The 25,555-nt window shown below is 47.9% G+C and carries 20 protein-coding genes and 1 pseudogene; 14 read left to right on the top strand and 7 right to left on the bottom strand.

Annotated features, from left to right (window positions below; translation table 11 throughout):
* Positions 1 to 1,604, bottom strand: a pseudogene (gene yjiT / locus HEN33_RS20400) (protein YjiT); the annotation flags it as partial.
* A 498-nt stretch (positions 1,605 to 2,102) separates the two neighbouring features.
* Positions 2,103 to 2,267 (bottom strand): DUF1127 domain-containing protein, encoded by a 165-nt coding sequence (locus HEN33_RS20395; RefSeq protein ID WP_000394281.1) that lies wholly within the window; start codon positions 2,265 to 2,267, stop codon positions 2,103 to 2,105.
* Between the two features lie 176 nt (positions 2,268 to 2,443).
* Here HEN33_RS20395 and HEN33_RS20390 point away from each other — a divergent pair, with 176 nt between their 5' ends.
* The gene (locus tag HEN33_RS20390; RefSeq protein ID WP_088541486.1) at positions 2,444 to 3,856 is read left to right on the top strand and encodes an aminotransferase-like domain-containing protein; all 1,413 of its coding nucleotides are present in this window, start codon (positions 2,444 to 2,446) and stop codon (positions 3,854 to 3,856) included.
* A gap of 241 nt (positions 3,857 to 4,097) precedes the next feature.
* On the opposite strand, the gene HEN33_RS20385 is transcribed toward HEN33_RS20390, so the two are convergent.
* On the bottom strand, positions 4,098 to 5,054 hold the full coding sequence (locus HEN33_RS20385) for an Rpn family recombination-promoting nuclease/putative transposase (RefSeq protein ID WP_105277737.1): 957 nt from the start codon (positions 5,052 to 5,054) through the stop codon (positions 4,098 to 4,100).
* A gap of 477 nt (positions 5,055 to 5,531) precedes the next feature.
* Here HEN33_RS20385 and mdtM point away from each other — a divergent pair, with 477 nt between their 5' ends.
* From mdtM to iatD, 9 genes are all read left to right on the top strand, one after another.
* Positions 5,532 to 6,764 carry a multidrug efflux MFS transporter MdtM gene (gene mdtM / locus HEN33_RS20380; protein ID WP_032185824.1) on the top strand — a complete coding sequence of 411 codons (1,233 nt, stop codon included), beginning with the start codon at positions 5,532 to 5,534 and terminating at the stop codon, positions 6,762 to 6,764.
* A gap of 40 nt (positions 6,765 to 6,804) precedes the next feature.
* A complete protein-coding gene (locus HEN33_RS20375) occupies positions 6,805 to 8,085 on the top strand; it encodes a DUF445 domain-containing protein (protein ID WP_001037416.1) in 1,281 nt (426 codons plus the stop codon).
* 115 nt (positions 8,086 to 8,200) lie between these two features.
* Entirely contained in the window at positions 8,201 to 9,352 is a 1,152-nt protein-coding gene (locus HEN33_RS20370; protein WP_176263775.1) for a double-cubane-cluster-containing anaerobic reductase, read from the top strand.
* A gap of 9 nt (positions 9,353 to 9,361) precedes the next feature.
* Positions 9,362 to 10,129 carry a putative 2-hydroxyacyl-CoA dehydratase activator YjiL gene (gene yjiL / locus HEN33_RS20365; protein WP_176263774.1) on the top strand — a complete coding sequence of 256 codons (768 nt, stop codon included), beginning with the start codon at positions 9,362 to 9,364 and terminating at the stop codon, positions 10,127 to 10,129.
* A complete protein-coding gene (locus HEN33_RS20360; RefSeq protein ID WP_000657671.1) occupies positions 10,126 to 10,392 on the top strand; it encodes a DUF3343 domain-containing protein in 267 nt (88 codons plus the stop codon). Before yjiL ends, HEN33_RS20360 begins: the two co-directional genes overlap by 4 nt.
* 307 nt (positions 10,393 to 10,699) lie before the next feature.
* The gene (locus HEN33_RS20355; protein ID WP_183083456.1) at positions 10,700 to 12,763 is read left to right on the top strand and encodes a pentapeptide repeat-containing protein; all 2,064 of its coding nucleotides are present in this window, start codon (positions 10,700 to 10,702) and stop codon (positions 12,761 to 12,763) included.
* A 260-nt stretch (positions 12,764 to 13,023) separates the two neighbouring features.
* Entirely contained in the window at positions 13,024 to 13,866 is an 843-nt protein-coding gene (locus HEN33_RS20350; RefSeq protein WP_176263480.1) for an SdiA-regulated domain-containing protein, read from the top strand.
* Between the two features lie 66 nt (positions 13,867 to 13,932).
* Positions 13,933 to 15,111: an MFS transporter gene (locus HEN33_RS20345; protein WP_072651896.1), complete on the top strand. Its 1,179-nt coding sequence runs from the start codon at positions 13,933 to 13,935 to the stop codon at positions 15,109 to 15,111.
* Between the two features lie 210 nt (positions 15,112 to 15,321).
* Positions 15,322 to 20,562: an inverse autotransporter IatD gene (gene iatD / locus HEN33_RS20340; RefSeq protein ID WP_176263481.1), complete on the top strand. Its 5,241-nt coding sequence runs from the start codon at positions 15,322 to 15,324 to the stop codon at positions 20,560 to 20,562.
* 180 nt (positions 20,563 to 20,742) lie between these two features.
* On the opposite strand, the gene kptA is transcribed toward iatD, so the two are convergent.
* Positions 20,743 to 21,315, bottom strand: coding sequence for an RNA 2'-phosphotransferase (gene kptA / locus HEN33_RS20335; RefSeq protein WP_001151862.1), 573 nt, complete (start codon positions 21,313 to 21,315; stop codon positions 20,743 to 20,745).
* 249 nt (positions 21,316 to 21,564) lie between these two features.
* Between kptA and HEN33_RS20330 the strand changes: the two genes are divergently transcribed.
* From HEN33_RS20330 to hypT, 4 genes are all read left to right on the top strand, one after another.
* On the top strand, positions 21,565 to 22,248 hold the full coding sequence (locus tag HEN33_RS20330; protein ID WP_001295597.1) for a nucleoside recognition domain-containing protein: 684 nt from the start codon (positions 21,565 to 21,567) through the stop codon (positions 22,246 to 22,248).
* On the top strand, positions 22,245 to 22,706 hold the full coding sequence (locus HEN33_RS20325; RefSeq protein ID WP_000211971.1) for a YjiG family protein: 462 nt from the start codon (positions 22,245 to 22,247) through the stop codon (positions 22,704 to 22,706). Before HEN33_RS20330 ends, HEN33_RS20325 begins: the two co-directional genes overlap by 4 nt.
* A 12-nt stretch (positions 22,707 to 22,718) precedes the next feature.
* Positions 22,719 to 23,891: a beta-aspartyl-peptidase gene (iadA, locus tag HEN33_RS20320; RefSeq protein ID WP_176263482.1), complete on the top strand. Its 1,173-nt coding sequence runs from the start codon at positions 22,719 to 22,721 to the stop codon at positions 23,889 to 23,891.
* A 64-nt stretch (positions 23,892 to 23,955) separates the two neighbouring features.
* Complete coding sequence (gene hypT, locus HEN33_RS20315; protein WP_000340767.1) at positions 23,956 to 24,867, top strand: hypochlorite stress DNA-binding transcriptional regulator HypT; 912 nt, start codon at positions 23,956 to 23,958, stop codon at positions 24,865 to 24,867.
* Here the strand turns inward: hypT and iraD are convergent.
* From iraD to HEN33_RS26850, 3 genes are all read right to left on the bottom strand, one after another.
* Complete coding sequence (gene iraD / locus HEN33_RS20310; RefSeq protein WP_000986226.1) at positions 24,860 to 25,252, bottom strand: anti-adapter protein IraD; 393 nt, start codon at positions 25,250 to 25,252, stop codon at positions 24,860 to 24,862. The two genes, hypT and iraD, sit on opposite strands and share 8 nt — an antisense overlap.
* Positions 25,249 to 25,332, bottom strand: a complete 84-nt coding sequence (idlP, locus tag HEN33_RS20305) for an iraD leader peptide IdlP (protein WP_123009414.1) — start codon at positions 25,330 to 25,332, stop codon at positions 25,249 to 25,251. Before idlP ends, iraD begins: the two co-directional genes overlap by 4 nt.
* Before the next feature lie 115 nt (positions 25,333 to 25,447).
* On the bottom strand, positions 25,448 to 25,555 hold a 108-nt coding region (locus HEN33_RS26850; protein WP_274601011.1), incomplete at its 5' end, for a hypothetical protein.

Raw genomic sequence — 25,555 nt, 5'->3', positions numbered from 1 at the left:
TCTGGCAGCCTGAGTTCACAGATAAAACACTCTCCAGGAAAACCGGGGCGGTTCATCTCTTGTATATGACATTGCTCAATTGAAATTCCGCTCAGGTAACGCGTTACATCAATGCTTTGAATATCTGGTAGTGTAGAAATGACTTTTGGTACACCAATAAATGTTTCATCTGGATGACAAACCCAGCTTGCACGCTTTCCATTTAGAGCAAACCTTCCGATGCTGATTTGTTCTCTTCCGGTGCGAATCCGATAAGTTTCATTTGCTGTAACTGTAACGTCCTGACATCCCTTCACAGGTAGTGCTTTTAGTCCTAATACGTTTACTGCCCTCGATTGGCCATCAAAACCAGCAACATTGCTATTATCCCGAGGGAGCACAATCAGAACATCGCTGCTTCGCACACTGCAAGAAGCCTGTCCCTGTAACAGCCATTGATCTGCATCAACGATGAAGGTTAACGGCACCTCACCAATGGCAATTTCACTGTCATCAAGTTTAATGCTCCCAACAATCATCCCTCCAGCACGAGCCACTAACGACAAACCTGCCGATGGATTTTGCCTGACAAATCTCACTTCGCTTTTACGTAATCGAACTGTTGCCTGTCTATTTTCCAGGGAAGCATAGGCTGGCCCAAGGCCAGAGACTTCCTCACCATCTTCACAAATGGCAAGTTCAAAGCGCGTAGTTGACGGCTCGCTTGTTACAGGAAAGGAAACTTCGTCAGGAAGAGATACTATCGCCCTAAGCTCATCTGGATGCTTTTCTGACCAATAAAATTGGCAACGCGTACTCTTATTTTTTTGTAGTCGAGGCTTAGCCTCTACAGAGGCTGCGCATAGCAGTCCATTCAAAAAATGCGTTCCTGTTTCATCATCTAACGGTATTGGAAACTCGCTTCGCCAGGTAGGGTGAACCTTATCAAGCTGTTGTACTGGTTCTTTGTGATTTATTAGGTTGTGAGTAAGTACTAAGGAATTGAGGTTATCAGCCATATGACTGATAAGTTCTACAGAGGTATCTTCGCTAAAAACAGTAGGCAGCGCTGATTTTTCTATGACAGCTCTTGCCAGCGAAAGGGCTGAAAAACCTGAATGCTTTGCTTGCTCATATTGTCCAAGGATCCTGGAGAAAACAGCCAGAAAGCGACTGTCTGATTCTTTGAGTAGCCGGAAAGGTAAACCACCTTCACTGAATAATGTTCCGAGAAAATTGCGTCGTTCAGATTCATAAAATCGAATTGGGCGCAGCCAGTAATCTTCCATCCCTTTCGGTACGATAGTACCAAGCTCTGTGGCGGTGAATGAAATCCCTATTTTTTTATATATAGGGTCCCACGTCCATCCGCATTGCCGTTCATAATCCCTGCGGTACCACTCAGAGCAAAAAAGAACAAAACAGGCAGCAAAGTCCCTATTACATATATTAGATTGTGATTGACCGACTGCACGGAGTAGCTGCGTTAATTGGGTATATTCATCATTGGTTGCATGATATTCATAAAGAGGACGGCCATCCGGTTGTCTCAACCCTCTAAGATTCACAAAGTTACTTAGCCAGGAAGTACATTTTACCCATGAAATGTATTCTGATTGACCCAAAGCAAGCTCCTTAGAGATAAAAGATACAAAAACAAAACCCCACAACATTTCTAATTTGAAAGAAAACCTTTCAGAATATTGTATAGTTACTCAGGCGGCAACAACTATTTTTTCAGGTCGATACTATAAATCAATTTTAGATAAAAATGATATCAACCATCTATTAATCACAACTCATTTATCACCTGATTTTATAATTTCAAATGAAAATAAATCTCAAACAATCAAAAAGTATTCAGTAGCTGACATTTAACTTTCCAGGATATAAAACAATTAGAGAAACTGCACAATAGCGAATAATGAGAGTTGTAAAGTCAGTCAAAAAACACAAGTAATCACTGTGCGTTTTTTGACCGTTATCGACATGAGTTTAAAGAGGTTAGTGAAGAAGATATTCCTGTACACTCCATACCTATTGATGAATTGTCTCGGGAAAATTTTTATAACTTAATATAAAAACATAAAAACGTTTTATTATATATAAATCTATATCCCCCCTCACTCCACATCCTCCCTGCGTAACCCGATATCCCTCAACCGCTCATCACTCATCTGCTGTAACACGCGTCGGGTCTGCATTTGCCGCCGCCAACGCCTCACCGCCTGCCAGAGTTGCACAAGGCCGATAAACGGCGCTTTAGCTCTGTTTTCGTGAAATTCCATCTGCTGCCTCCTCATCTTTCAGAGGCTTCATCATCCGTCTTCTGGCAGTTCATAATACAGATGCAAATATTACTTTTATTTAACATACAGACAGGTTAAAACAACATCTGCATCCGGTTTTTTAGCCTCATCTGTACCGGTTTTTCTCTCTGTATGGTCCACATAAGGAATACAGCATGACGCGTTATCAACATCTGGCGACTCTACTTGCCGAGCGGATTGAGCAAGGGCTGTATCGTCACGGGGAGAAATTGCCGTCGGTGCGCAGCTTAAGTCGGGAGCACGGCGTCAGCATCAGCACCGTGCAGCAGGCATATCAGACGCTGGAGACAATGAAGCTCATCACTCCGCAGCCGCGTTCGGGTTATTTTGTCGCACAACGTAAAGCCCAGCCGCCAGTACCGCCGATGACGCGTCCGGTGCAGCGCCCGGTGGAAATTACCCAGTGGGATCAGGTGCTGGATATGCTGGAGGCGCATAGCGACAGTTCCATTGTTCCGTTAAGCAAAAGCACGCCGGATGTCGAAACGCCCAGCTTGAAACCGCTGTGGCGGGAGCTAAGCCGGGTGGTGCAGCATAATCTGCAAACCGTTCTCGGTTATGACTTGTTAGCCGGTCAGCGAGTATTGCGAGAGCAGATTGCCCGCCTGATGCTCGACAGCGGCTCGGTGGTCACCGCCGATGACATCATCATCACCAGCGGCTGCCATAACTCGATGTCGATGGCGTTAATGGCGGTGTGTAAACCGGGCGATATTGTCGCGGTCGAATCCCCCTGTTATTACGGTTCAATGCAAATGCTGCGCGGCATGGGCGTGAAAGTGATTGAAATCCCAACCGATCCAGAAACAGGCATCAGCGTTGAAGCGCTGGAACTGGCGCTGGAACAGTGGCCAATTAAAGGCATCATTCTGGTGCCAAACTGTAATAATCCGCTGGGATTTATTATGCCGGACGCGCGCAAACGGGCCGTTCTCTCTCTCGCTCAGCGTCATGATATTGTGATTTTTGAAGATGATGTCTACGGCGAACTGGCAACGGAGTATCCGCGCCCGCGGACCATTCATTCATGGGATATCGACGGGCGAGTGCTGTTGTGCAGCTCGTTCAGTAAAAGTATTGCACCTGGCCTGCGCGTGGGTTGGGTCGCACCGGGGCGTTATCACGATAAACTGCTGCATATGAAATACGCCATCAGCAGCTTTAATGTACCGTCCACGCAAATGGCGGCGGCAACGTTTGTGCTGGAAGGTCATTATCATCGCCATATCCGGCGGATGCGGCAGAATTATCAGCGCAATTTGGCGCTTTATACCTGCTGGATACGGGAATATTTTCCCTGCGAAATCTGTATTACGCGCCCGAAAGGCGGATTTTTACTGTGGGTAGAATTGCCTGAACAGGTCGATATGGTCTGCGTCGCGCGGCAGCTGTACCGCATGAAAATCCAGGTGGCGGCAGGCTCGATTTTCTCGGCTTCCGGCAAATACCGTAATTGCCTGCGCATCAACTGCGCTTTGCCGCTCAGCGAAACCTATCGCGAAGCACTGAAGCAAATTGGCGAGGCCGTGTATCGGGCAATGGAATAAATTCGAAATAGCGGCGAAGCGCCTGATTTCCTCTCATGAATAACCTGTGACTCGTTTTATCTTTGCTGGGTCATCGCCACGTTCCAGCCTGAATTAGGCAAACTACGCTTTGTTCATGCCGGATGCGGCGTGAACGCCTTATCCTGCCTACAAACCGCGCAAATTCAATAGATTGTAGAGAAAATGTAGGTCTGATAAGCGTAGCGCATCAGGCTGCTTTGCGTTTGTCATCCGTCTCTGATTAGTACTCGATCCATGGATCACGCTTGCTTTCAGGCAAGGGCTGATCTAATGCCTGCATTTGCTCTGCCGAAAGTCCGGTATATCGTTGTATCCATTCAGGATCGGCCCCATTCTGCAACAACAATCGGAGGAGGCTCCGTTCCCCTTCTACTTTCCCTTCTTTCCTCCCCCTCTCCCTTCCCAACAGCCATCCATCATTATGAATTCGCTCTGCAATTGTCATTATTCGCTCCCTGTGGTGTGGCATTCGCCTGGTAAGTTCGCTGATAAACGCCTTAAAACGCGCTTCATCGCCAGTCAGTAAAATGTAATTTAACAGCGCAGTTATCTGGCTGTCATTAGCGCACCCTGTAACCAGTAATACTGCCAGTTGATCAATAAGCCCCATTAGATCGCGCTGGCGAATATGCTTTTGGATCAACTCCAACAGGGCGACTCTGCGATGCTGCACAATCTCGTCGTCTGGCACGACAGTAACATCCACCAGCGGGAACGCGGCGGTATAAAGCTTCCGTGCGATAGTCGGGTCGGCAAATTCGTCCAGCCAGCACAAAGACCAGGGATAAGGACTACGGCTACCGTGATAAAACAGCATCGGGATGACCAGCGGTAGCGGCCGGCGTTTATCATGTTCGATATGGCGCTGCATCACCGCCATGGAATAGCGCATCAGGCGAAAAGCCATGTGAATATCCTCGCGGCTCTGATGTTCAATCACCACATAGATATAGCCATCGCCTTTACGGGTCTTTACCGACCACAGAATATCGGAATGTAGCGCCCGTAATTTTTCATCGACAAAGCTGGCGGATTCCAGTTTTAAGCTATCGAGATCGCACAGTTCACGTAAATCTATTGGTAAGTGGATCTCCATAAAATCCCGCGCGGTGTCAGGGTGGGTGAGAAAGGATTTAAATAATGCGTCATGCGGCGTACTGGTCGTGAAGTTTGTCATGGCGATCCGTCACCTGTTGATAAGATGGCCCGACTTTAGCGACTAACAAAACCATTCTCACCCGGCAATTTCCCATTCCCCGAGGTGATTTCCAGGCTATTTTTATTCTTCTGCAAACGATACATTTTTCCGGAAACAGGCTCGCATTTTACATTTCCTGTACCCGGCAGATATTCCCCTTTCCACCGCGCTCTTTTGATTAACCGCAAATTTTAATTACACTTAAGGTGTATATTTTCTATGCAACCCATCAATTAAAGAGGTGTAATGTGCTGATGACTATTTGTAATCGTTATACATTCTGACCCGAAGTCAGAAAGTATTTCTCTGTCTGTGTGTTCACAGGCAGTGTGGTTGATTACATGAAATTCAGTACATTTGCAGTCTCGTTGCCCTTCTCACCTGCCTTTCGTCATTACCGACGGTATTGAATTTCGTTTTCCCCGTTGGGGTTCTCCGGACAAGGAGTTGTTTGTTATGCCACGTTTTTTTGCCCGCCATGCCGCCACGCTGTTTTTCCCGATGGCGTTGATTTTGTATGACTTTGCCGCGTACCTGTCGACGGATCTAATCCAGCCAGGGATTATTAATGTGGTACGTGATTTTAATGCCGATGTCAGTCTGGCCCCTGCTGCCGTCAGTCTCTATCTTGCTGGCGGTATGGCGTTACAGTGGCTACTGGGGCCACTTTCCGACAGAATTGGCCGCAGGCCGGTGCTGATTACCGGGGCGCTAATTTTTACCCTTGCCTGCGCCGCGACAATGTTCACAACGTCAATGACACAATTTCTTATCGCGCGTGCAATTCAGGGCACCAGTATCTGTTTTATTGCCACCGTTGGTTATGTCACGGTGCAGGAGGCGTTCGGACAGACAAAAGGGATCAAGTTGATGGCGATTATCACCTCCATCGTACTGATTGCGCCAATTATCGGCCCGCTTTCCGGCGCAGCTCTGATGCACTTTGTGCACTGGAAAGTCCTTTTTGCCATCATTGCGATTATGGGTTTTATCTCATTTGTTGGCTTACTACTCGCGATGCCAGAGACAGTAAAGCGCGGCGCGGTTCCGTTTAGCGCCAAAAGCGTCTTGCGCGATTTTCGTAATGTCTTTTGCAATCGGCTGTTCCTCTTTGGCGCAGCAACCATCTCTTTAAGCTATATCCCGATGATGAGCTGGGTGGCTGTCTCGCCGGTGATCCTTATCGATGCAGGCGGCTTAACAACTTCGCAGTTCGCCTGGACACAGGTTCCGGTGTTCGGCGCGGTGATTGTTGCGAATGCCATCGTGGCGCGTTTTGTTAAAGATCCGACCGAACCGCGGTTTATCTGGCGTGCCGTACCCATTCAACTGGTCGGCCTCTCGCTGTTGATTGTCGGCAATCTGCTGTCGCCGCACGTCTGGCTGTGGTCGGTGCTGGGCACCAGTCTGTATGCTTTCGGGATTGGTTTGATTTTCCCGACCTTATTCCGCTTTACGCTGTTTTCCAATAACTTACCGAAAGGGACCGTCTCCGCATCGCTAAATATGGTGATCCTGATGGTGATGTCGGTCTCGGTCGAAATCGGCCGCTGGCTGTGGTTTAACGGCGGTCGCTTGCCGTTTCATCTGTTAGCCGTTGTGGCGGGCGTTATCGTCGTTTTCACCCTGGCGGGATTGCTCAATCGCGTGCGCCAACATCAGGCTGCCGAGCTGGTGGAGGAGCGGTGATTTTTGCGCGATCCTGCCGTCAGGCTCTATTCTTAACGTTATGAATAAACTCATCGAACTCAGACGCGCCAAAAGGTTGGCGCTCTCTTTACTGCTTATCGCCGCTGCTACCTTTGTCGTTACGCTGTTTTTGCCGCCCAATTTTTGGGTGAGCGGCGTGAAGGCGATTGCTGAAGCGGCGATGGTCGGCGCGCTGGCTGACTGGTTTGCGGTGGTGGCGCTATTTCGCCGCGTGCCGATTCCGATCATTTCTCGTCATACGGCGATTATCCCGCGTAATAAAGACAGGATTGGTGAAAATCTCGGCCAGTTCGTGCAGGAAAAATTTCTCGATACCCAGTCGCTGGTGGCATTGATTCGACGTCACGAACCGGCGTTGTTGATTGGCAACTGGTTTAGTCAGCCGGAAAACGCCCGCCGCGTCGGTCAGCATCTGCTGCAGATCATGAGTGGTTTTCTTGAACTGACCGATGATGCGCGTATTCAACGCCTGCTTAAACGCGCAGTCCATCGGGCAATTGATAAGGTCGATCTTTCTGGCACCAGTGCACTGATGCTGGAAAGCATGACTAAAAACGATCGTCATCAGGTGCTTCTGGATACACTGATCGCACAACTGATCGCCTTGCTTCAGCGCGATAAATCGCGCAAGTTTATTGCCCAGCAAATTGTTCGCTGGCTGGAGAGCGAGCATCCGCTAAAAGCCAAAATTTTGCCCACTGAATGGCTGGGCGAACATAGCGCGGAGTTGGTTTCTGACGCGGTGAATTCTTTGCTTGATGATATTAGTCGCGATCGTGCGCATCAGATCCGCCATGCGTTTGATCGCGCCACCTTCGCCCTGATCGACAAGCTGAAAAACGATCCGGAAATGGCAGCGCGAGCCGATGCCGTAAAAAGCTATCTGAAAGAAGATGAAGCTTTTAACCGCTATCTAAGTGAATTGTGGGGGGATTTACGGGAATGGCTGAAAGCGGATATCAACAGCGAAGATTCTCGTGTGAAAGAACGTATCGCGCGGGCGGGGCAATGGTTTGGCGAAACGTTAATTGCCGATGATGCCTTGCGGGCGTCGTTAAATGGTCATCTGGAACAAGCCGCGCACCGTGTCGCGCCTGAGTTTTCCGCATTCCTGACGCGCCATATCAGCGATACGGTAAAAAGCTGGGATGCGCGGGATATGTCGCGGCAAATCGAGTTAAATATTGGCAAAGATCTGCAGTTTATCCGTGTCAACGGTACGCTGGTTGGCGGTTGTATTGGGCTAATTTTGTATTTGCTGTCGCAGCTCCCGGCCTTGTTCCCCCTCGGCAATTTTTAGAAATCCATGAAAAACTAAGTGGCTAACCGCGAGAGAGATCAAATAAACCACACTAAAAGAATGGTAATAATGTGGCCTCTTTTCATTATCTCCCGTGGTACGGGGAAGGAAAATCATGTCACTTGTCACCGATCTACCCGCTATTTTCGATCAGTTCTCTGAAGCTCGCCAGAAAGGCTTTCTCACCGTCATGGATCTCAAGGAGCGCGGCATTCCGCTGGTTGGTACCTACTGTACTTTTATGCCGCAAGAGATCCCAATGGCAGCCGGTGCGGTTGTGGTTTCACTCTGTTCCACCTCTGATGAAACCATTGAAGAAGCGGAAAAAGACCTGCCGCGCAATCTCTGCCCGCTGATTAAAAGCAGCTACGGCTTCGGCAAAACCGATAAATGCCCCTACTTCTACTTTTCTGATCTGGTGGTCGGTGAAACCACCTGCGACGGCAAAAAGAAAATGTATGAATACATGGCAGAGTTTAAGCCCGTGCATGTGATGCAATTGCCCAACAGCGTTAAGGACGATGCCTCGCGTGCATTATGGAAAGCTGAGATGCTGCGCTTACAAAAAGCGGTAGAGGAACGTTTTGGACACGAGATTAGCGAAGATGCTCTGCGCGATGCCATTGCGCTGAAAAACCGCGAACGTCGCGCACTGGCCAATTTTTATCATCTTGGGCAGTTAAATCCTCCAGCGCTTAGCGGCAGCGACATTCTGAAAGTGGTCTACGGCGCAACCTTCCGGTTCGATAAAGAGGCGTTGGTTGACGAACTGGATGCAATGACCGCCCGCGTTCGTCAGCAGTGGGAAGAAGGCCAGCGACTGGACCCGCGTCCACGCATTTTAATCACCGGCTGCCCAATTGGCGGCGCAGCAGAGAAAGTGGTGCGCGCGATTGAAGAGAATGGCGGCTGGGTTGTCGGTTATGAAAACTGCACCGGGGCGAAAGCGACCGAGCAATGCGTGGCAGAAACGGGCGATGTCTACGACGCGCTGGCGGATAAATATCTGGCGATTGGCTGCTCCTGTGTTTCGCCGAACGATCAGCGCCTGAAAATGCTCAGCCAGATGGTGGAAGAATATCAGGTCGATGGCGTAGTTGATGTGATTTTGCAGGCGTGCCATACCTATGCGGTGGAATCGCTGGCGATTAAACGTCATGTGCGTCAGCAGCACAACATTCCTTATATCGCTATTGAAACAGACTACTCCACCTCAGATGTCGGGCAGCTCAGCACCCGTGTCGCGGCCTTTATTGAGATGCTGTAAGGAGTGGCAGTGGCATATTCGATTGGCATTGATTCCGGCTCAACCGCCACCAAAGGGATCTTACTGGCAGACGGCGTGATTACGCGCCGTTTCCTCGTTCCAACACCCTTTCGCCCGGCAACAGCAATTACTGAAGCCTGGGAAACTCTGCGCGAAGGGTTAGAAACAACGCCGTTTCTGACGCTCACCGGCTACGGGCGGCAACTGGTGGATTTTGCCGATAAACAGGTGACGGAAATCTCCTGTCACGGGCTGGGCGCTCGGTTTCTTGCGCCAGCAACGCGCGCGATAATTGACATCGGTGGTCAGGACAGCAAAGTGATTCAGCTTGATGATGACGGTAACCTGTGCGATTTCCTGATGAATGACAAATGCGCGGCGGGCACCGGGCGTTTCCTGGAGGTGATCTCGCGCACGCTTGGCACCAGCGTCGAGCAACTCGACAGCATTACTGAAAATGTCAGACCGCACGCCATCACGAGTATGTGTACGGTGTTTGCCGAATCAGAAGTGATCAGCCTGCGCTCAGCGGGCGTCGCGCCAGAAGCGATTCTCGCTGGAGTGATTAACGCGATGGCGCGGCGGAGTGCCAATTTCATTGCTCGTCTCTCCTGTGAAGCGCCGATTCTGTTTACTGGTGGCGTTAGTCATTGCCAGACGTTTGCCCGGATGTTGGAAACTCACCTGGGAATGCCGGTAAATACCCATCCTGATGCGCAATTTGCGGGCGCAATTGGCGCAGCGGTAATTGGTCAACGAGTGAGAAAACGCCGATGAAAGAGTTTTTATTTTTATTTCACTCCACGGTCGGCGTCATACAAACCCGCAAGGCGTTGCAGGCAGCGGGCATGACTTTTCGCGTCAGCGATATTCCCCGTGATTTACGCGGCGGCTGCGGGTTATGCATTTGGCTGACCTGTCTGCCCGGCGAGGAAATACAATGGGTGATCCCTGGGCAGACCGAAGCGATATATTGCCAGCAGGGCAGCGACTGGCAGTGCGTGGTGCATTACGATTCAGAAGCGTCAACCAGGCAATAAGACCTTTAAATATAACGCCCGGATATTTGGCTGCACATAATCCTGCATGAAGGAAGTTGTATTAAATATCTCGCCTGCTGTGAAATATTTCCCATCCACAAAATGAGCGATTTTTGATAGCACCTTGCTATTGCGCGTCTAAAATACAATAAACATTATATTATACTTAAAACATAATTATGCATAGAGAAATAAAATGATTACCGGGTGTGGTAATGATAAAGATAAATTTCAGTGTGAAGCTTATCTTTACCCCCCATGATTATTTTAGATTTAGAAGAACATTTCACAATTCAAGGATAAAAATATGGGCTCCACATTTAACATATACGGCGATATTCTTCCAACACTCGACATGTATTCGGGACTAAAACCTTGCCATAAAAAAAGCAACCAACCATTTAACATTAACACGGAAATTGAAACCATACAAAAACAAATTAATTATGATATAAATCATTTGAATGATGGTTTTATTAAGCGTGTACTGAATGTTTTTATTCACCTTATCTCTAATCCCGACAATCTCGAATTAACCTTAAATCGATATTCATCAACAACAGAACAAATTATCGCCAAAACCAAAAGAAATGGTTTAAATGAGTTTGAAATTAACGATCTAAAAATAATATTTAATCGACAAGATGATAATGAAAGCGTATTAACTGTTTACCACAAAGATATAAGTCATAGTTGCAATGTTAAAACCGAGCAACTGCAGCAGTTTATTAAAATAATGGAACAAAAAGCGCAACTACCAATCTATATTGACAAGAACAATTTGAAAGAGAGTATTTGCTCTGTTTTGCACAATGACCCACAACATGCAGATAAAGATCAATACCTTCCCTATGATAAGTTTTTAAAACATGCCTGCAAAAGTTCAAATTCATTTGAAGTGAAATTAGATGCCACTCATCAATATCGACATCTGAATAACTTCATGATTTCTTTTGACCCAGTAGAAAGTCAATTAACCATACGGGATAATAATAACGAGACTGAAACTATCTCGTTGACAAACTTACAATGGGAAAATGTGCTGCAATACTACAGAGAAAATCACCAGCAGCCAAATATAGCAGGATCACGAAATCTCACGGATAATAGAGATAAAATAAAAAATACAATATCCACCTCTGAAATTATAGAGTGCGCCTCTCCTGAAATAAGAAATAGCGTTCTGAACGATCTTTATAGCATTGCTAACTTCCTCCCGGACAATAATCTGACACCAAATGAGAGCTGGAAAAGATTTTGTCATACATGTGAGCGCTTTTACGTTGCTCAGAAGAGTATCACTGGAGATAAGAGTGAACGTCTTACGCGAAAACTCTCTGTCTCTGATGCAGGAATTACAATGACCTTCAAGATAGGTGATATTGTCATCAATACTATTAGCACTGCTATTCCTAAAGATGAATCGGGTCAACGGTGTATCAAAGGGTTGAATTTAGCGGGAATGGATTTAACCGGCATAGACTTGTCTAAAATGGCTCTAAGGAATGTCAATTTTAATGGCAGCATTCTTAGAAAAGCGGATTTCTCCGGTACGATCTGTGAAGGCGTGGATTTTACAGATTGTGATCTGCGTAATGCAAAATTCGAAAATGCCACATTAGAAAATAATGATTTTCGTAAAGTTCGCTACTTGACTTATGTAAATTTCAAAAACGCAAATCTACGAAACTGTAACTTCAGCGGAAAAGTTCTCACTGGCGTTAATTTTACTGGAAGTGACCTTAGTAAGGCTTATCTTGAACACATAGATTTCACATCAGTCATTCTATATGAAACATCTGCAACATCTGATACTTCTAAAATACCTGAAATACCTGGAGCACCTAAAATACCTGCAACACCTCGAATACCTGGTACACCTAAAGTAATTCTTACTGGAGCAATACTAAATTATTCCGATCTATCGGATAAAGATCTTTCAGAATATGATCTTACTGGTACTGTCTGCATGTTTACCAATTTTACAAACGCTAATTTAACAAAATGCAAACTGTTTAATACAAACTTTTCTGCTGCAACATTTAACAATACTAATTTCACTGGTACAGAAGGTTCTAATATTCTATTTAACCATGCATGGTTGTTCAATACGATATTTATAGATACAATTTTTAAAAATGCCTGTTTTTTCAATGCCAAAGTGAATAATGTTTCTCTTAAGAGTGCATATCTTTACAATGATAATATCGATAAAAAAGCCAATGACAGTACCGATAAACAAGACAAGAACAGTACCGAGCAACAGGACAGTAACAGTTTTAATCAAGCCCGTTTAAAGAAAGAAGTGAATAGCAGTTTTTCCATTCCGGGTTTAACGTCTTATCAGCCAACGTATATAGTTGACGAATAGTTCAATAATCACCCAAACAGAGTGAGTATGGCAGAGGATATAAATTGTTAACCGCCTCATCTATCATTCATGGATGAGGCGTATTTATCAGTCGATGTAAGCTGAAAATGTTCCGCCATCCAAAGACAAACGCCGCAACTCCCCTGCGGCGTTTACTATTTCATCGCCCCGCGTTAAGAATTCTTTAAGCTTCATCCGTATACTCCTTACCTATCGCACTGAATTCGATGAGAAAAAAAGCAATAATAAGGAGCAACAAGTTGAAAAAGCGCATCACCTTAATCGTTTTTCTTTGCGCCATCGTGGCGGTGAGCCTGTTTTTTGTGCAATCCTGCGTCCGTAAAAGCCAGCATGTCGTAGGGTTTCAGAATTACCAGGCCACCATTGACGGCAAAGAGATAACAGGAGTAACGAAGAATATCTCCTCACTGACCTGGTCTGCGCAGAGCAATACCTTGTTTAGCACTATCAACAAACCTGCAACTATCGTTGAAATGACGACAGATGGCGACCTGATCCGTACCATTCCGCTTGATTTTGTTAAGGATCTCGAGACGATTGAATATATTGGTGATAATAAATTTGTCATCAGTGATGAACGTGATTATGCCATTTATGTGATTTCACTTAACGCTGATTCGGAAGTGAGCATCCTCAAAAAAATTAAAATCCCATTGCAGGAAACGCCAACCAACTGTGGCTTTGAAGGGCTGGCTTATTCCTCTCAGGACCATACCTTCTGGTTTTTTAAAGAGAAAAATCCGATAGAGGTCTACAAAGTTACCGGGCTATTGCGTAGCGATGAGTTGCATATCAGCAAAGATAAAGCGTTGCAGCGTCAGTTTACTTTGGATGATGTTTCTGGCGCGGAATTTAACCCACAAAAAAATACGTTGCTGGTGTTGTCACATGAGTCACGCGCCCTGCAGGAAGTGACCGTGACAGGTGACGTGATCGGCGAAATGTCGTTAACCAAAGGCAGGTATGGCCTTTCACACAATATCAAGCAGGCGGAAGGGATAGCGATGGATGCCAGTGGCGACATCTATATCGTTGGCGAACCCAATCTTTTTTATCGCTTTACGTCGACAAAATCACAATAACAGTCTGGCAGGCTCGCTTTTTTTGTTATTAAATTGTTAACTCAATTAATACAAATCAGGCAGAACATGAATTCGACATCGCATCCCGTAGAACGTTTTTCTTTCAGCACCGCGTTATTCGGGATGCTGGTTCTGACCTTAGGTATGGGTTTAGGCCGCTTTCTCTATACGCCGATGCTGCCAGTCATGCTGGCGGAAGGCGAGTTTTCCTTTAGCGAACTCTCGTGGATCGCCAGTGGTAACTATGCCGGGTATCTGGCGGGGAGCCTGCTGTTTTCATTCGGCGCGTTTCATTTGCCCTCACGCCTGCGCCCATTCCTGTTAACTTCCGCCCTCGCAACCGGATTATTAATCCTCGCGATGGCGTGGTTGCCGCCGTTTCTTCTGGTTTTCATCATTCGCTTTCTGGCAGGGGTCGCCAGCGCCGGGATGTTGATTTTCGGCTCGACGCTTATCATGCAACACACCCGCCATCCCTTTGTTCTTGCGGCGCTATTTTCTGGCGTTGGCGTCGGTATTGCTCTGGGTAATGAATATGTACTGGCAGGCCTGCATTTTTCCCTCTCTTCACAAACGTTGTGGCAAGGTGCCGGGGCACTTTCTGCCATAATATTGCTTGTTCTGGCGCTGCTCATTCCGTCGAAGAAACATATTATCGCACCAGCACCATTGGCAAAAATTGCCCAACAACCCATGAGCTGGTGGTTACTGGCGATTCTGTATGGTCTGGCGGGTTTTGGTTATATCATCGTCGCCACGTACCTGCCACTCATGGCGAAAGACGCGGGCCAGCCTGTGCTGACGGCTCACCTCTGGACACTGGTTGGCTTGTCAATTGTCCCAGGTTGCTTTGGCTGGCTATGGGCAGCCAAACGGTGGGGAGCATTACCTTGCCTGACCGCGAATTTGCTGGTGCAGGCTGTCTGCGTACTGTTAACCCTCGCCAGTAGCTCTCCTTTATTACTCATCATCAGCAGTATTGGTTTTGGCGGCACCTTTATGGGGACTACCTCGTTGGTGATGACCATCGCTCGCCAGCTTAGCGTGCCGGGAAATCTTAATCTTTTGGGCTTTGTGACACTTATTTATGGTATCGGGCAAATTCTTGGCCCGGTGCTGACCAGCATGCTCGGCAACGGAACGTCGGCGCTCGCCAGTGCCACGCTCTGCGGCGCAGCTGCGCTATTTATCGCAGCGTTAATCTGCGGGATGCAAATATTCAAAATACATACGAATTACTCTTAGTTGATTTAATGAATTTAACTTTTCAGTACAGCACGTAAAATAACTAAAACCCCCTTGTTCTTTGGCGGTGCTCAGCCACCGCCACTATTATTCATGGTTTAGCAAATTTACGGCTAATTCATTATTTCTGGTCATATTATAGTCAGGATCGTTTTATACCTCCGTGCTAGAAAAAACACGTTTAATTCTGTTTTTTCACGGAAGGTCACTATGGCTTCGACAAATGCGCAGCAAATAAAAAATAATGATCAAAACTCTTTATGCGGTCTGGGTGACAAAATACGCCGCCTGGCCGCCGGAGTTTGTTTATTCACACAAATTTTTTTCCCCGTCATCGCGACGGCACAAAATGTGGTACACGCTAAACCCCAGATGACAGTTTCATCTCCTCCCCCTCTTACAGAAAATAAAACCGTACCTTACACGCTTGGCGCGCTGGAATCAGCGCAAAGTGTTGCTGACCGGTTTGGTATTTCACTGGAAGAGCTTCGTCGTCTTAATCAGTTTCGTACTTTTGCTCGCGGCTTTGATAACGTGCGTCAGGGTGAAGAACTGGATGTTCCGGCAACAACCTCGCAGAGAAGTCATGAGCTACAAAATGCCGTATCACCGGCGAATGCCGAAAACACACTGGAGAATCAAATAGCCAGTACTTCACAGCGAGTTGGCACTCTGCTTTCACAAGATATGAATAGTGAGCAGGCGAGCAGCATGGCGCGTGGTTGGGCGTCTTCAGAAGCCTCTGGCACGATGACTGATTGGTTAAATAACTTTGGCACCGCGAAAATCTCTCTGGGCGTGGATGAAGATTTTAGCCTGAAAAATTCGGAATTCGACTTCCTGCATCCATGGTATGACACACCCGATTATCTGCTCTTCAGCCAGCATACTCTTCACCGAACGGACGATCGCACCCAGATCAACACCGGTTTAGGCTGGCGTTACTTCACCCCCAGTTGGATGTCTGGCATCAACCTGTTTTTTGATCACGACCTGAGCCGCTATCACTCCCGCGCGGGACTTGGCGCAGAATACTGGCGTGACTATCTGAAGTTGAGCAGCAATGCTTATATCGGCCTGACCGGCTGGCGTAGCGCACCAGAATTGGATAATGACTACGAAGCCCGCCCGGCTAACGGCTGGGATTTACGCGCAGAAGGCTGGTTACCTGCCTGGCCGCATCTGGGTGGAAAACTGGTCTTTGAACAATACTATGGCGATGAAGTGGCGCTGTTTGACAAGAATGATCGTCAAAGTAATCCCCATGCTATTACCGCAGGCCTCAACTATACCCCCTTCCCGCTTCTGACTCTCAGTGCAGAACAGCGTCAGGGGAAACAAGGTGAAAATGACACACGGTTTGCCGTTGATCTAACCTGGCAACCCAGCAGCTCAATGCAGAAACAGCTTAACCCGGACGAAGTGGCCGGACGGCGCAGTCTGGCCGGTAGTCGTTATGACCTGATTGATCGCAACAACAACATCGTTCTGGAATACCGCAAGAAAGAGCTTATCCGCCTGAGTCTGCTGGACCCAGTGAAAGGGAAATCGGGAGAAATAAAATCGCTGGTTTCCTCGCTACAGACCAAATATGCCCTGAAAGGCTATAAAATCGACGCTGCTGCGCTGGAATCTGCTGGAGGAAAAGTCAGCACTTCCGGAAAAGATATCACGGTCACGCTGCCTGGTTACCGCTTCACTAACACCCCGGAAACCGATAATACGTGGCCGATAGACGTTACCGCTGAGGATGTAAAAGGTAATCTGTCACATCGTGAGCAAAGCATGGTCGTCATCCAGGCTCCGGCATTAAGCCAGAAAGATTCTCTGTTATCCGTTAATCCGCTAACCCTGGCAGCAGATAAAAAATCGACTACCACATTGACTGTGACTGCGCACGATTCCGACGGTACCCCGGTTCCGGGGCTGGCACTGCAAACCCGCAGTGAAGGTGTTCAGGATATCACTCTGTCTGACTGGACAGATAACGGGGATGGTAGCTACACACAGATGCTGACTGCAGGAACGACTTCAGGTTCAGTAACACTGACACCGCAACTTAACGGTGAGAGTGCGGTAAAAGAATCCATCGTCGTTAATATCGTCCCTGTTGTCTCATCCCGCGACCATTCTTCAATATCCATAGATAACATATTGTATTATGCCGGAGACGACATCAAAGTCAGGGTAGAACTGAAAGACGACAACAATAAACCGGTTGAATATCAAGAAGACGCGTTGGTAAAAGCCGTCACTGTCGAGAACAGCAAACCAGGCGCCACGGTTGTCTGGCACGAAGAGCATCCGGGCGTTTATGCAGCGAATTATCCGGCCCATAAGCAAGGAGCAGCCCTGAGGGCACAACTTAGCCTTCACAACTGGAATACTCCTCTGCAATCGCATATTTATAATATCGAAGCAAACCAGAATAAGGCTCACGTCGCTACATTATCCGCAACGAATAATGACGTTTACGCCGATAAAAAGACGTTTAATACCATCACTATTAACGTCACTGATGAGAGTGATAATCCCCTGAGAAATCATCAGGTCACCTTTAAGAATGAGAAAGGAAGCGCGGAATTTGTAGAACCGACGCAGCAAAATACTGATGCACATGGTGTTGCCACAATCAACATGATAAGTCAGGTTGCGGAAGAAAATACGATTAGCGCTACGCTGCCAAATGGTTCTACTCAACGGGTAACTGCGAAATTTGTTAGCGATTCGAATACGCCAAAACTCAAACAACTGGTTGCCGCTCCAGATACCATTAGTGCTGGTAATAGCCAGGGTAGTACCCTGACCGCCACCGTCACAGACTTTCATAACAACCCGTTAAAAGATATGAAAGTGAATTTTGTGGCACCAACTGACTCGCAACTGGACAACACGACCGCCACAACTGACCAGTCCGGGATTGCGCGGGTGCACCTGACTAGTTCAAAAGCAGGTAACTATACCGTCGATGCCTCGCTTGAGGCGGATAAAAATATTCACCAGTCGGTTACGGTTACCGTGGTCCCAAACAGGGAACAATCGGTAATTATTTTGAATGCCGGATCGGGCAGTACGATTGCTAACAATACAGATACCGTTACCCTGACTGCCAGTGTGAAAGATGTTTATGGACACTCACTACCGGATGAGGATGTGAAATTTACCTTGCCAGCATCTATGACAGGGAACTTCACGCTAAGTAGTGACACCGCTCGCACCGATTCAAACGGCAATGCCGTGGTCACATTGCGAGGCACAAAAGCGGGTGAGTTTACAGTGACGGCGACACTGAGCAGAAATAATACCAGTGCTAATCAGCTAGTCTATTTTATTGGGGATACAAGCAGCGCGCAGCTCCAGCCGCTGACTGCCTCATTAAATACCATAGTTGCTGGCAACAGTACGGGGAGTACCCTGACAGCAACGATCCTGGACGCTTACCAAAATCCGCTTAAAGACCAACAGGTCACTTTCCAGAGTAACGATGTCACACTAAGCGGAACAGAAGTCACCACCAATACGCAGGGTCAAGCGACGGTAATAATGACCAGCAATATTGCCGGACAACATAACGTCGTGGTGAGCCGGAAAGCGCAATCATCCGATAATAAAACGTTTAGTTTATCAGTGCTCCCGGATGAAAGTTCGGCGAAGATAATAAGTATAACCGGAGCCGAAAAAACGATAATGGTTGGCGAAAACATCACGCTACGTATACACGTACAGGATGCGTTTAATAACGTCATAGCCGGTCAACGCGTCAGATTAAGTGCGCTGCCAACCGCTAACATTACGATAGACGATACGGCTTACACCGATAATAACGGCTATGCGTACGTTAACCTTATCAGCACCCAGCCTGGGGTCTATCAGGTGACAGCAACGCTGGACAATAACAGTAGTCGTAAAGTTGACGTGAGTGTGGCAAAGGGCAAACTCGAGTTAACATCATCGAAGCCAGAAACCACGGTCCATAACAGTGAAGGTATTACACTGACCGCAACGGCAAGAAATATTCAGGGTGAATTGATGCCGGGGCAAATTATCACCTTTAGCGTAACACCTGATGGGGCAACGCTAAGCAATACAGGGGAAATCCTGACTGATCAGTCAGGTCAGGCCAAAGTGACGCTGACCAGTGACAAAGTCAATGTATATACCGTTACGGCCACAATGGGCAAAGACGTTCCCGTTCAGAGCCAGGTGACGGTTGCGGTTAAGGCTGATGCTACAACGGCACATGTTGTGAGTGTAGTGGCTTCTCCTGACACCATAATCGCCGACGGGGTTGATAGCAGCACCATCACTTCACGAGTAGAAGATGATTATGGATTCCCGGTTGAAGGTGTCGACGTTAGTTACAGCTTAGACACCAAAGGCAGCCCGGTGATTAATAATCCAACTACGCGTACCGATCAGTCCGGGCAAGTCACGGCGACAATAACAGGTACATTGGCAGAAGCTCTAATTGTCAATGTTCAGGTCCCTGGCACAGTCCACAAATCCGCAGCCATTACATTGATTCCTGGTACGGCAGATGAAAGTAAATCAACATTGAAATCTAGCGTTAGCTCTTTTATGGCTGACTTCCAGGAGAGCGCGACACTTACGTTAATATTGCAAGACAAGTACGGTAACCCGATAGTGACGTCTGATCATCTGGAATTTGTCCAGTCAGGTGCCTACGTGAACCTCCTGAAGTTGAGCAATATTGATTACAGCCAAAGAAATTATGGCGAGTACACCGTCACTGTCACTGGCGGCGTAGAGGGCAGAGCGACTCTCATTCCTATGCTGAACGGTGTTCATCAAGCAAACTTAAGCATATCACTGGATCTTGTCCGCTCAATAAAAGACATGCACGGTCATGTAACAGTCAACAACCATACCTTCACAACGGCTACATTCCCCAGTGAAGGTTTTATAGGGGCGTACTACACACTTAATGATGACAACTTTGAAGCGGGTAAAACCGTTAGTGATTATATGTTCACAAGTTCACAGAGTTGGGTGTCTGTCGATGCTTCAGGTAAAGTTTCTTTCACAAATACCGGCGACCAAACTTCAGTCGTAATAAGCGCTGTTCCCAGACAAGGAGGTACAACCTACCAGACATTAATTAAGCTGAAAGGCTGGTGGGTGAATCATGGGAATCAAACCAATATCTGGCTAATTGCCAATGCGTTCTGCAACGCGAAAAGTGATGGATATAATCTTCCTGGCGTCGCACATTTAACGTCTGGCGAAAACAAACGCACGTTGGGATCGCTATATGGTGAGTGGGGGAACGTTGGGGAGTTTTCCAGTGATTCGCAATTTACCGCGGGTGCTTACTGGACCAATCAACAGGATGATTACAATAGTCACGTCTATGTGCAGATGCTGACGGGCAGGATTGGAAGCGACGCAGATTCCAGCGCTCAACTAACTGCCTGCCGTAAATCACTTTAATTTCTGAAGTAGTTATTAAAGGATACCCTTTTGCGAGGGTATCCTTTCAGACTCATGACAAAAGCCAAATTGCCTGATGCGCTACGCTTATCAGGCTTACACTATCTCTCTAATATATTGAATTTTTATGCTTTTGTAGGGAGCGCAAGGCGTTTATGCCGCATCTGGCACGAGCAAACATTAATCAGCTCTTTTCTCTGGGCACTCAAGAAACTCAACAGCAACCGTTGATGTCAGCCAGACCCCGTTTTCCGCTTGCCAGAAAGGGATGCCTCGTTTCGCCATTTCCTGTGCTTTGACGGTTAAAATAACCGGCGATCCGTGTCTTGCTCCCACTTTGCGTGCCGTTGCTTCATCAGCAGAGAGATGCACGTAATGACGCTCTCCTGGAATCAGCCCTTGTTTTTTTATCTCGTCAAGAAAGCGGCTTGCTGTACCGTGGTAGAGAAATTGTGGCGGTGTTTTTTCGGCAAAGGCAATGGCGACCTGCGAAGTCGAATGCCCCTGAACCGCGCGAATGCACCTACTATCACTGGAATAACTAAAACGCTTTTTATCGCTGGTGGCGACAACGGTATCCAGTAATGCACGGGTTAACCGCTTACCTGCTTTTTGTGCACAAAGTATGAGCTTATCAATATCCGCCCATCCTTCACGGTCAAGTACGATACCAATCGCCTCCGGTTTATGTCGGAGAACAAAACTTAAAAACTTGCTCGTATCCGCCAGCTCTTTTTCGTTGTACTTTGCCATCGCATTTTCGTCCCTGGATTTTCCGTTTTTATTTACTCACGTCATTGTCACTGGATTTATGAATTTTCTGCAACGAAATCCTTCGCAGCATCTTGTTCAAACAGCGTAATTTTTCCGCTATGCAAAAAACGCATAGCCAGAAACATACTTGCATTTTCCCCATACCCACATGGCTGATAAGGTTTTTCAGCTCCAGGAATTTTCCTGGCTCAAGCAACACACAAACACAAAAAAACAATGGGGATTGTTATGACACAACAAGGGGATGCTGTAGCCGGGGAGCTGGCGACAGAAAAAGTGGGCATTAAAGGGTATCTGGCTTTTTTTCTCACCATAATCTTTTTTTCCGGTGTTTTTTCCGGGACAGACAGTTGGTGGCGCGTTTTTGATTTTTCCGTTCTGAACGGATCGTTTGGGCAACTGCCTGGTGCGAACGGAGCCACCACCTCGTTTCGCGGAGCGGGTGGCGCGGGGGCTAAAGATGGCTTTCTCTTTGCGCTGGAGCTGGCACCGTCAGTCATTCTCTCTCTGGGGATTATTTCAATTACCGATGGTCTTGGCGGATTACGCGCCGCGCAGCAGTTAATGACGCCAGTGCTAAAACCGTTGCTGGGCATTCCAGGCATCTGTTCGCTGGCGCTAATCGCTAACCTACAAAACACCGATGCTGCCGCCGGTATGACCAAAGAACTGGCACAGGAAGGAGAAATTACCGAACGCGATAAAGTGATTTTCGCCGCATATCAAACCAGCGGTAGCGCCATTATCACCAACTATTTCTCTTCCGGCGTCGCGGTGTTTGCCTTTCTGGGGACGTCCGTAATCGTACCTTTAGCCGTCATCCTGGTATTTAAATTTGTCGGTGCCAATATTTTGCGCGTCTGGCTTAACTTTGAAGAACGTCGCAACCCAACGCAAGGAGCGCAAGCATGACAACTCAGGTCCGCAAAAACGTCATGGATATGTTTATTGATGGCGCGCGCCGTGGCTTTACTATCGCCACTACCAACCTGCTGCCAAACGTGGTGATGGCGTTTGTTATCATTCAGGCACTGAAAATTACCGGCCTGCTCGACTGGGTGGGGCATATCTGTGAACCCGTAATGGCGCTGTGGGGATTGCCCGGTGAAGCGGCAACCGTTCTTTTAGCCGCATTAATGAGTATGGGCGGCGCAGTCGGTGTTGCCGCCAGTCTGGCGACCGCTGGCGCATTAACTGGCCACGATGTCACTGTTTTACTGCCTGCAATGTATTTAATGGGCAACCCGGTGCAAAATGTCGGTCGCTGCCTGGGGACAGCCGAAGTGAATGCCAAATATTACCCGCACATCATTACGGTCTGCGTCATTAACGCATTGCTGTCGATCTGGGTTATGCAGCTTATTGTTTAACAAGGAGTTATCATGATTGATTATTCCGCAGCCGGTTTTACCCTGCTGCAGGGAGCACATTTGTATGCGCCGGAAGATCGGGGAATTTGCGATGTCCTCGTCGCTAACGGCAAAATTATCGCCGTTGCCAGCAATATCCCTTCTGACATCGTACCTGACTGCATGGTCGTCGATCTCCGCGGGCAGATCCTCTGCCCAGGTTTTATTGATCAACACGTCCATTTGATTGGCGGTGGCGGAGAAGCTGGTCCCACTACGCGTACGCCGGAAGTGGCGTTAAGTCGTCTGACAGAAGCGGGCGTCACGTCAGTGGTTGGACTGCTGGGCACCGACTCTGTCTCTCGCCACCCGGAATCCCTGCTCGCCAAGACCCGTGCGCTCAATGAGGAAGGCATCAGCGCCTGGATGCTGACCGGCGCTTATCATGTACCTTCCCGCACCATTACAGGTTCCGTGGAAAAAGACGTGGCAATTATCGATCGCGTGATTGGCGTGAAATGCGCTATCTCTGATCACCGCTCTGCCGCACCGGACGTTTATCACCTGGCCAATATGGCGGCGGAATCCCGCGTTGGCGGTTTGCTCGGCGGTAAGCCTGGCGTCACTGTGTTCCACATGGGCGACAGCAAAAAAGCATTGCAGCCTATCTATGACCTGCTGGAAAACTGCGATGTTCCCATCAATAAGTTGCTGCCGACCCACGTTAACCGCAACGCACCGTTGTTTGAGCAGGCGCTGGAGTTTGCGCGCAAAGGCGGTACCATCGACATCACCAGCAGCATTGACGAACCAGTCGCCCCTGCCGAAGGTATTGCCCGCGCCGTTCAGGCCGGTATTCCGCTGGCACGCGTCACCCTCAGCTCTGACGGCAACGGTAGCCAGCCGTTCTTCGATGACGAAGGGAATTTAACCCATATCGGTGTTGCAGGTTTTGAAACGTTGCTGGAAACCGTGCAGGTGCTGGTCAAAGACTATGATTTCAGTATCAGCGATGCCCTGCGCCCGCTCACCAGTAGCGTAGCCGGTTTCCTTAACCTGACCGGGAAAGGCGAAATTCTGCCAAGCAATGACGCAGATTTGCTGGTCATGACGCCAGAACTGCGCATTGAACAGGTATACGCCCGCGGCAAACTGATGGTTAAAGACGGCAAAGCCTGCGTGAAAGGAACGTTTGAAACGGCATAAACGGTTGTCAGCCGCCCGAATGGACGTAGAATGCCCGCAAGGGCGGCTGACAGAGTAAAACGTAATGGATGACTGTGGTGCGGTTTTGCATAATATTGAAACAAAATGGCTTTATGATTTTCTGACCCTGGAAAAATGCCGCAACTTTTCCCAGGCGGCAGTCAGTCGCAACGTCTCACAACCCGCATTTAGCCGTCGCATCCGCGCGCTGGAACAGGCAATTGGCGTTGAATTGTTTAACCGCCAGGTGACACCTCTGCAACTCTCGGAACAAGGGAAAATCTTCCATTCGCAGATCCGCCATCTGCTGCAACAGTTAGAGAGCAACCTTGCAGAACTGCGTGGCGGCAGCGATTACGCGCAACGTAAAATCAAGGTAGCCGCTGCACACTCTCTTTCTCTCGGTCTTTTACCGTCAATTATCAGCCAGATGCCGCCGCTCTTTACCTGGGCGATTGAAGCCATTGATGTTGATGAAGCGGTCGATAAACTGCGTGAAGGGCAAAGCGACTGTATTTTTTCCTTTCATGACGAAGATTTGCTGGAAGCGCCGTTTGACCACATTCGCTTATTTGAATCTCAATTGTTCCCCGTCTGCGCCAGTGACGAACACGGAGAAGCACTTTTTAACCTCGCACAGCCACACTTTCCGTTACTGAATTACAGCCGCAACTCCTACATGGGGCGATTGATTAACCGTACCCTGACGCGCCACAGTGAGTTAAGTTTCAGCACCTTTTTTGTCTCGTCGATGAGCGAGCTTTTAAAGCAGGTTGCCCTCGACGGCTGTGGGATTGCCTGGCTGCCGGAGTACGCCATCCAACAAGAAATTCGCAGCGGGAAGCTTATCGTTCTGAATCGGGACGAACTGGTGATCCCGATTCAGGCCTATGCATACCGGATGAATACCCGTATGAATCCCGTGGCCGAACGCTTCTGGCGCGAACTGCGCGAGCTGGAGATTGTGCTTAGCTGACATTCTCCAGCGTCGCACTACACCAACCGCCACTATCCCAGACCAGATCATACGTTAGCGGTTCATCGTCGTGGTGCAGCATTATCTCAAGGCTGATCGCCAGCGTGTGGCTGTACGCTTCTTTCAAATTGACCTGCAACGCCGCAATCCGAGGCTCATGAAATAACAGTGCAGAACGTAGTTGACGGCAATACCAGCTCTGGAGATGTTTGTCGCTCTGGTTATGCACTTGCCACTCAGGCATACCTGAAACAAGTAATGAAGGTAATGCCGAATGAGGAGAATTAAAAAGAGTGAGGAGATCGCTGCATACCGATTTACGCAGTGATAACGTTTTATTGCCTGATATTTCAGGTGAAACAGCCTGAAGTGATTGGCGCATCATTTTGCGCACTCCTGACGTTTAGCAACATATGTGGCTTGCCCTGAATACCGGGCACCACTGTATTGATGCTCATTTTCCATAGCCATTCCCTTTTGTTCATTACATCCATGTCAGTCTGAGACAGGCCTGAATCCTGTCAGCAAAGTATAAAACCTTACTTGCCTATGAATATCTACTGACTTTTCAGGAAAAAAGTCATGATTTGATAAAAATCATCAAACTCAAAAAAAAACTGCTAGTATATTCTGAATATTCCGAATAGTTACGTAGATGAAAATACTTGTCACCGCCGCTACTTAATCC

The sequence above is a fragment of the Escherichia sp. 94.0001 genome, assembly GCF_013369155.2.
Classification (GTDB): Bacteria; Pseudomonadota; Gammaproteobacteria; order Enterobacterales; family Enterobacteriaceae; genus Escherichia; species Escherichia coli_F.
This window is presented reverse-complemented; position numbering and strand designations above follow the sequence as displayed.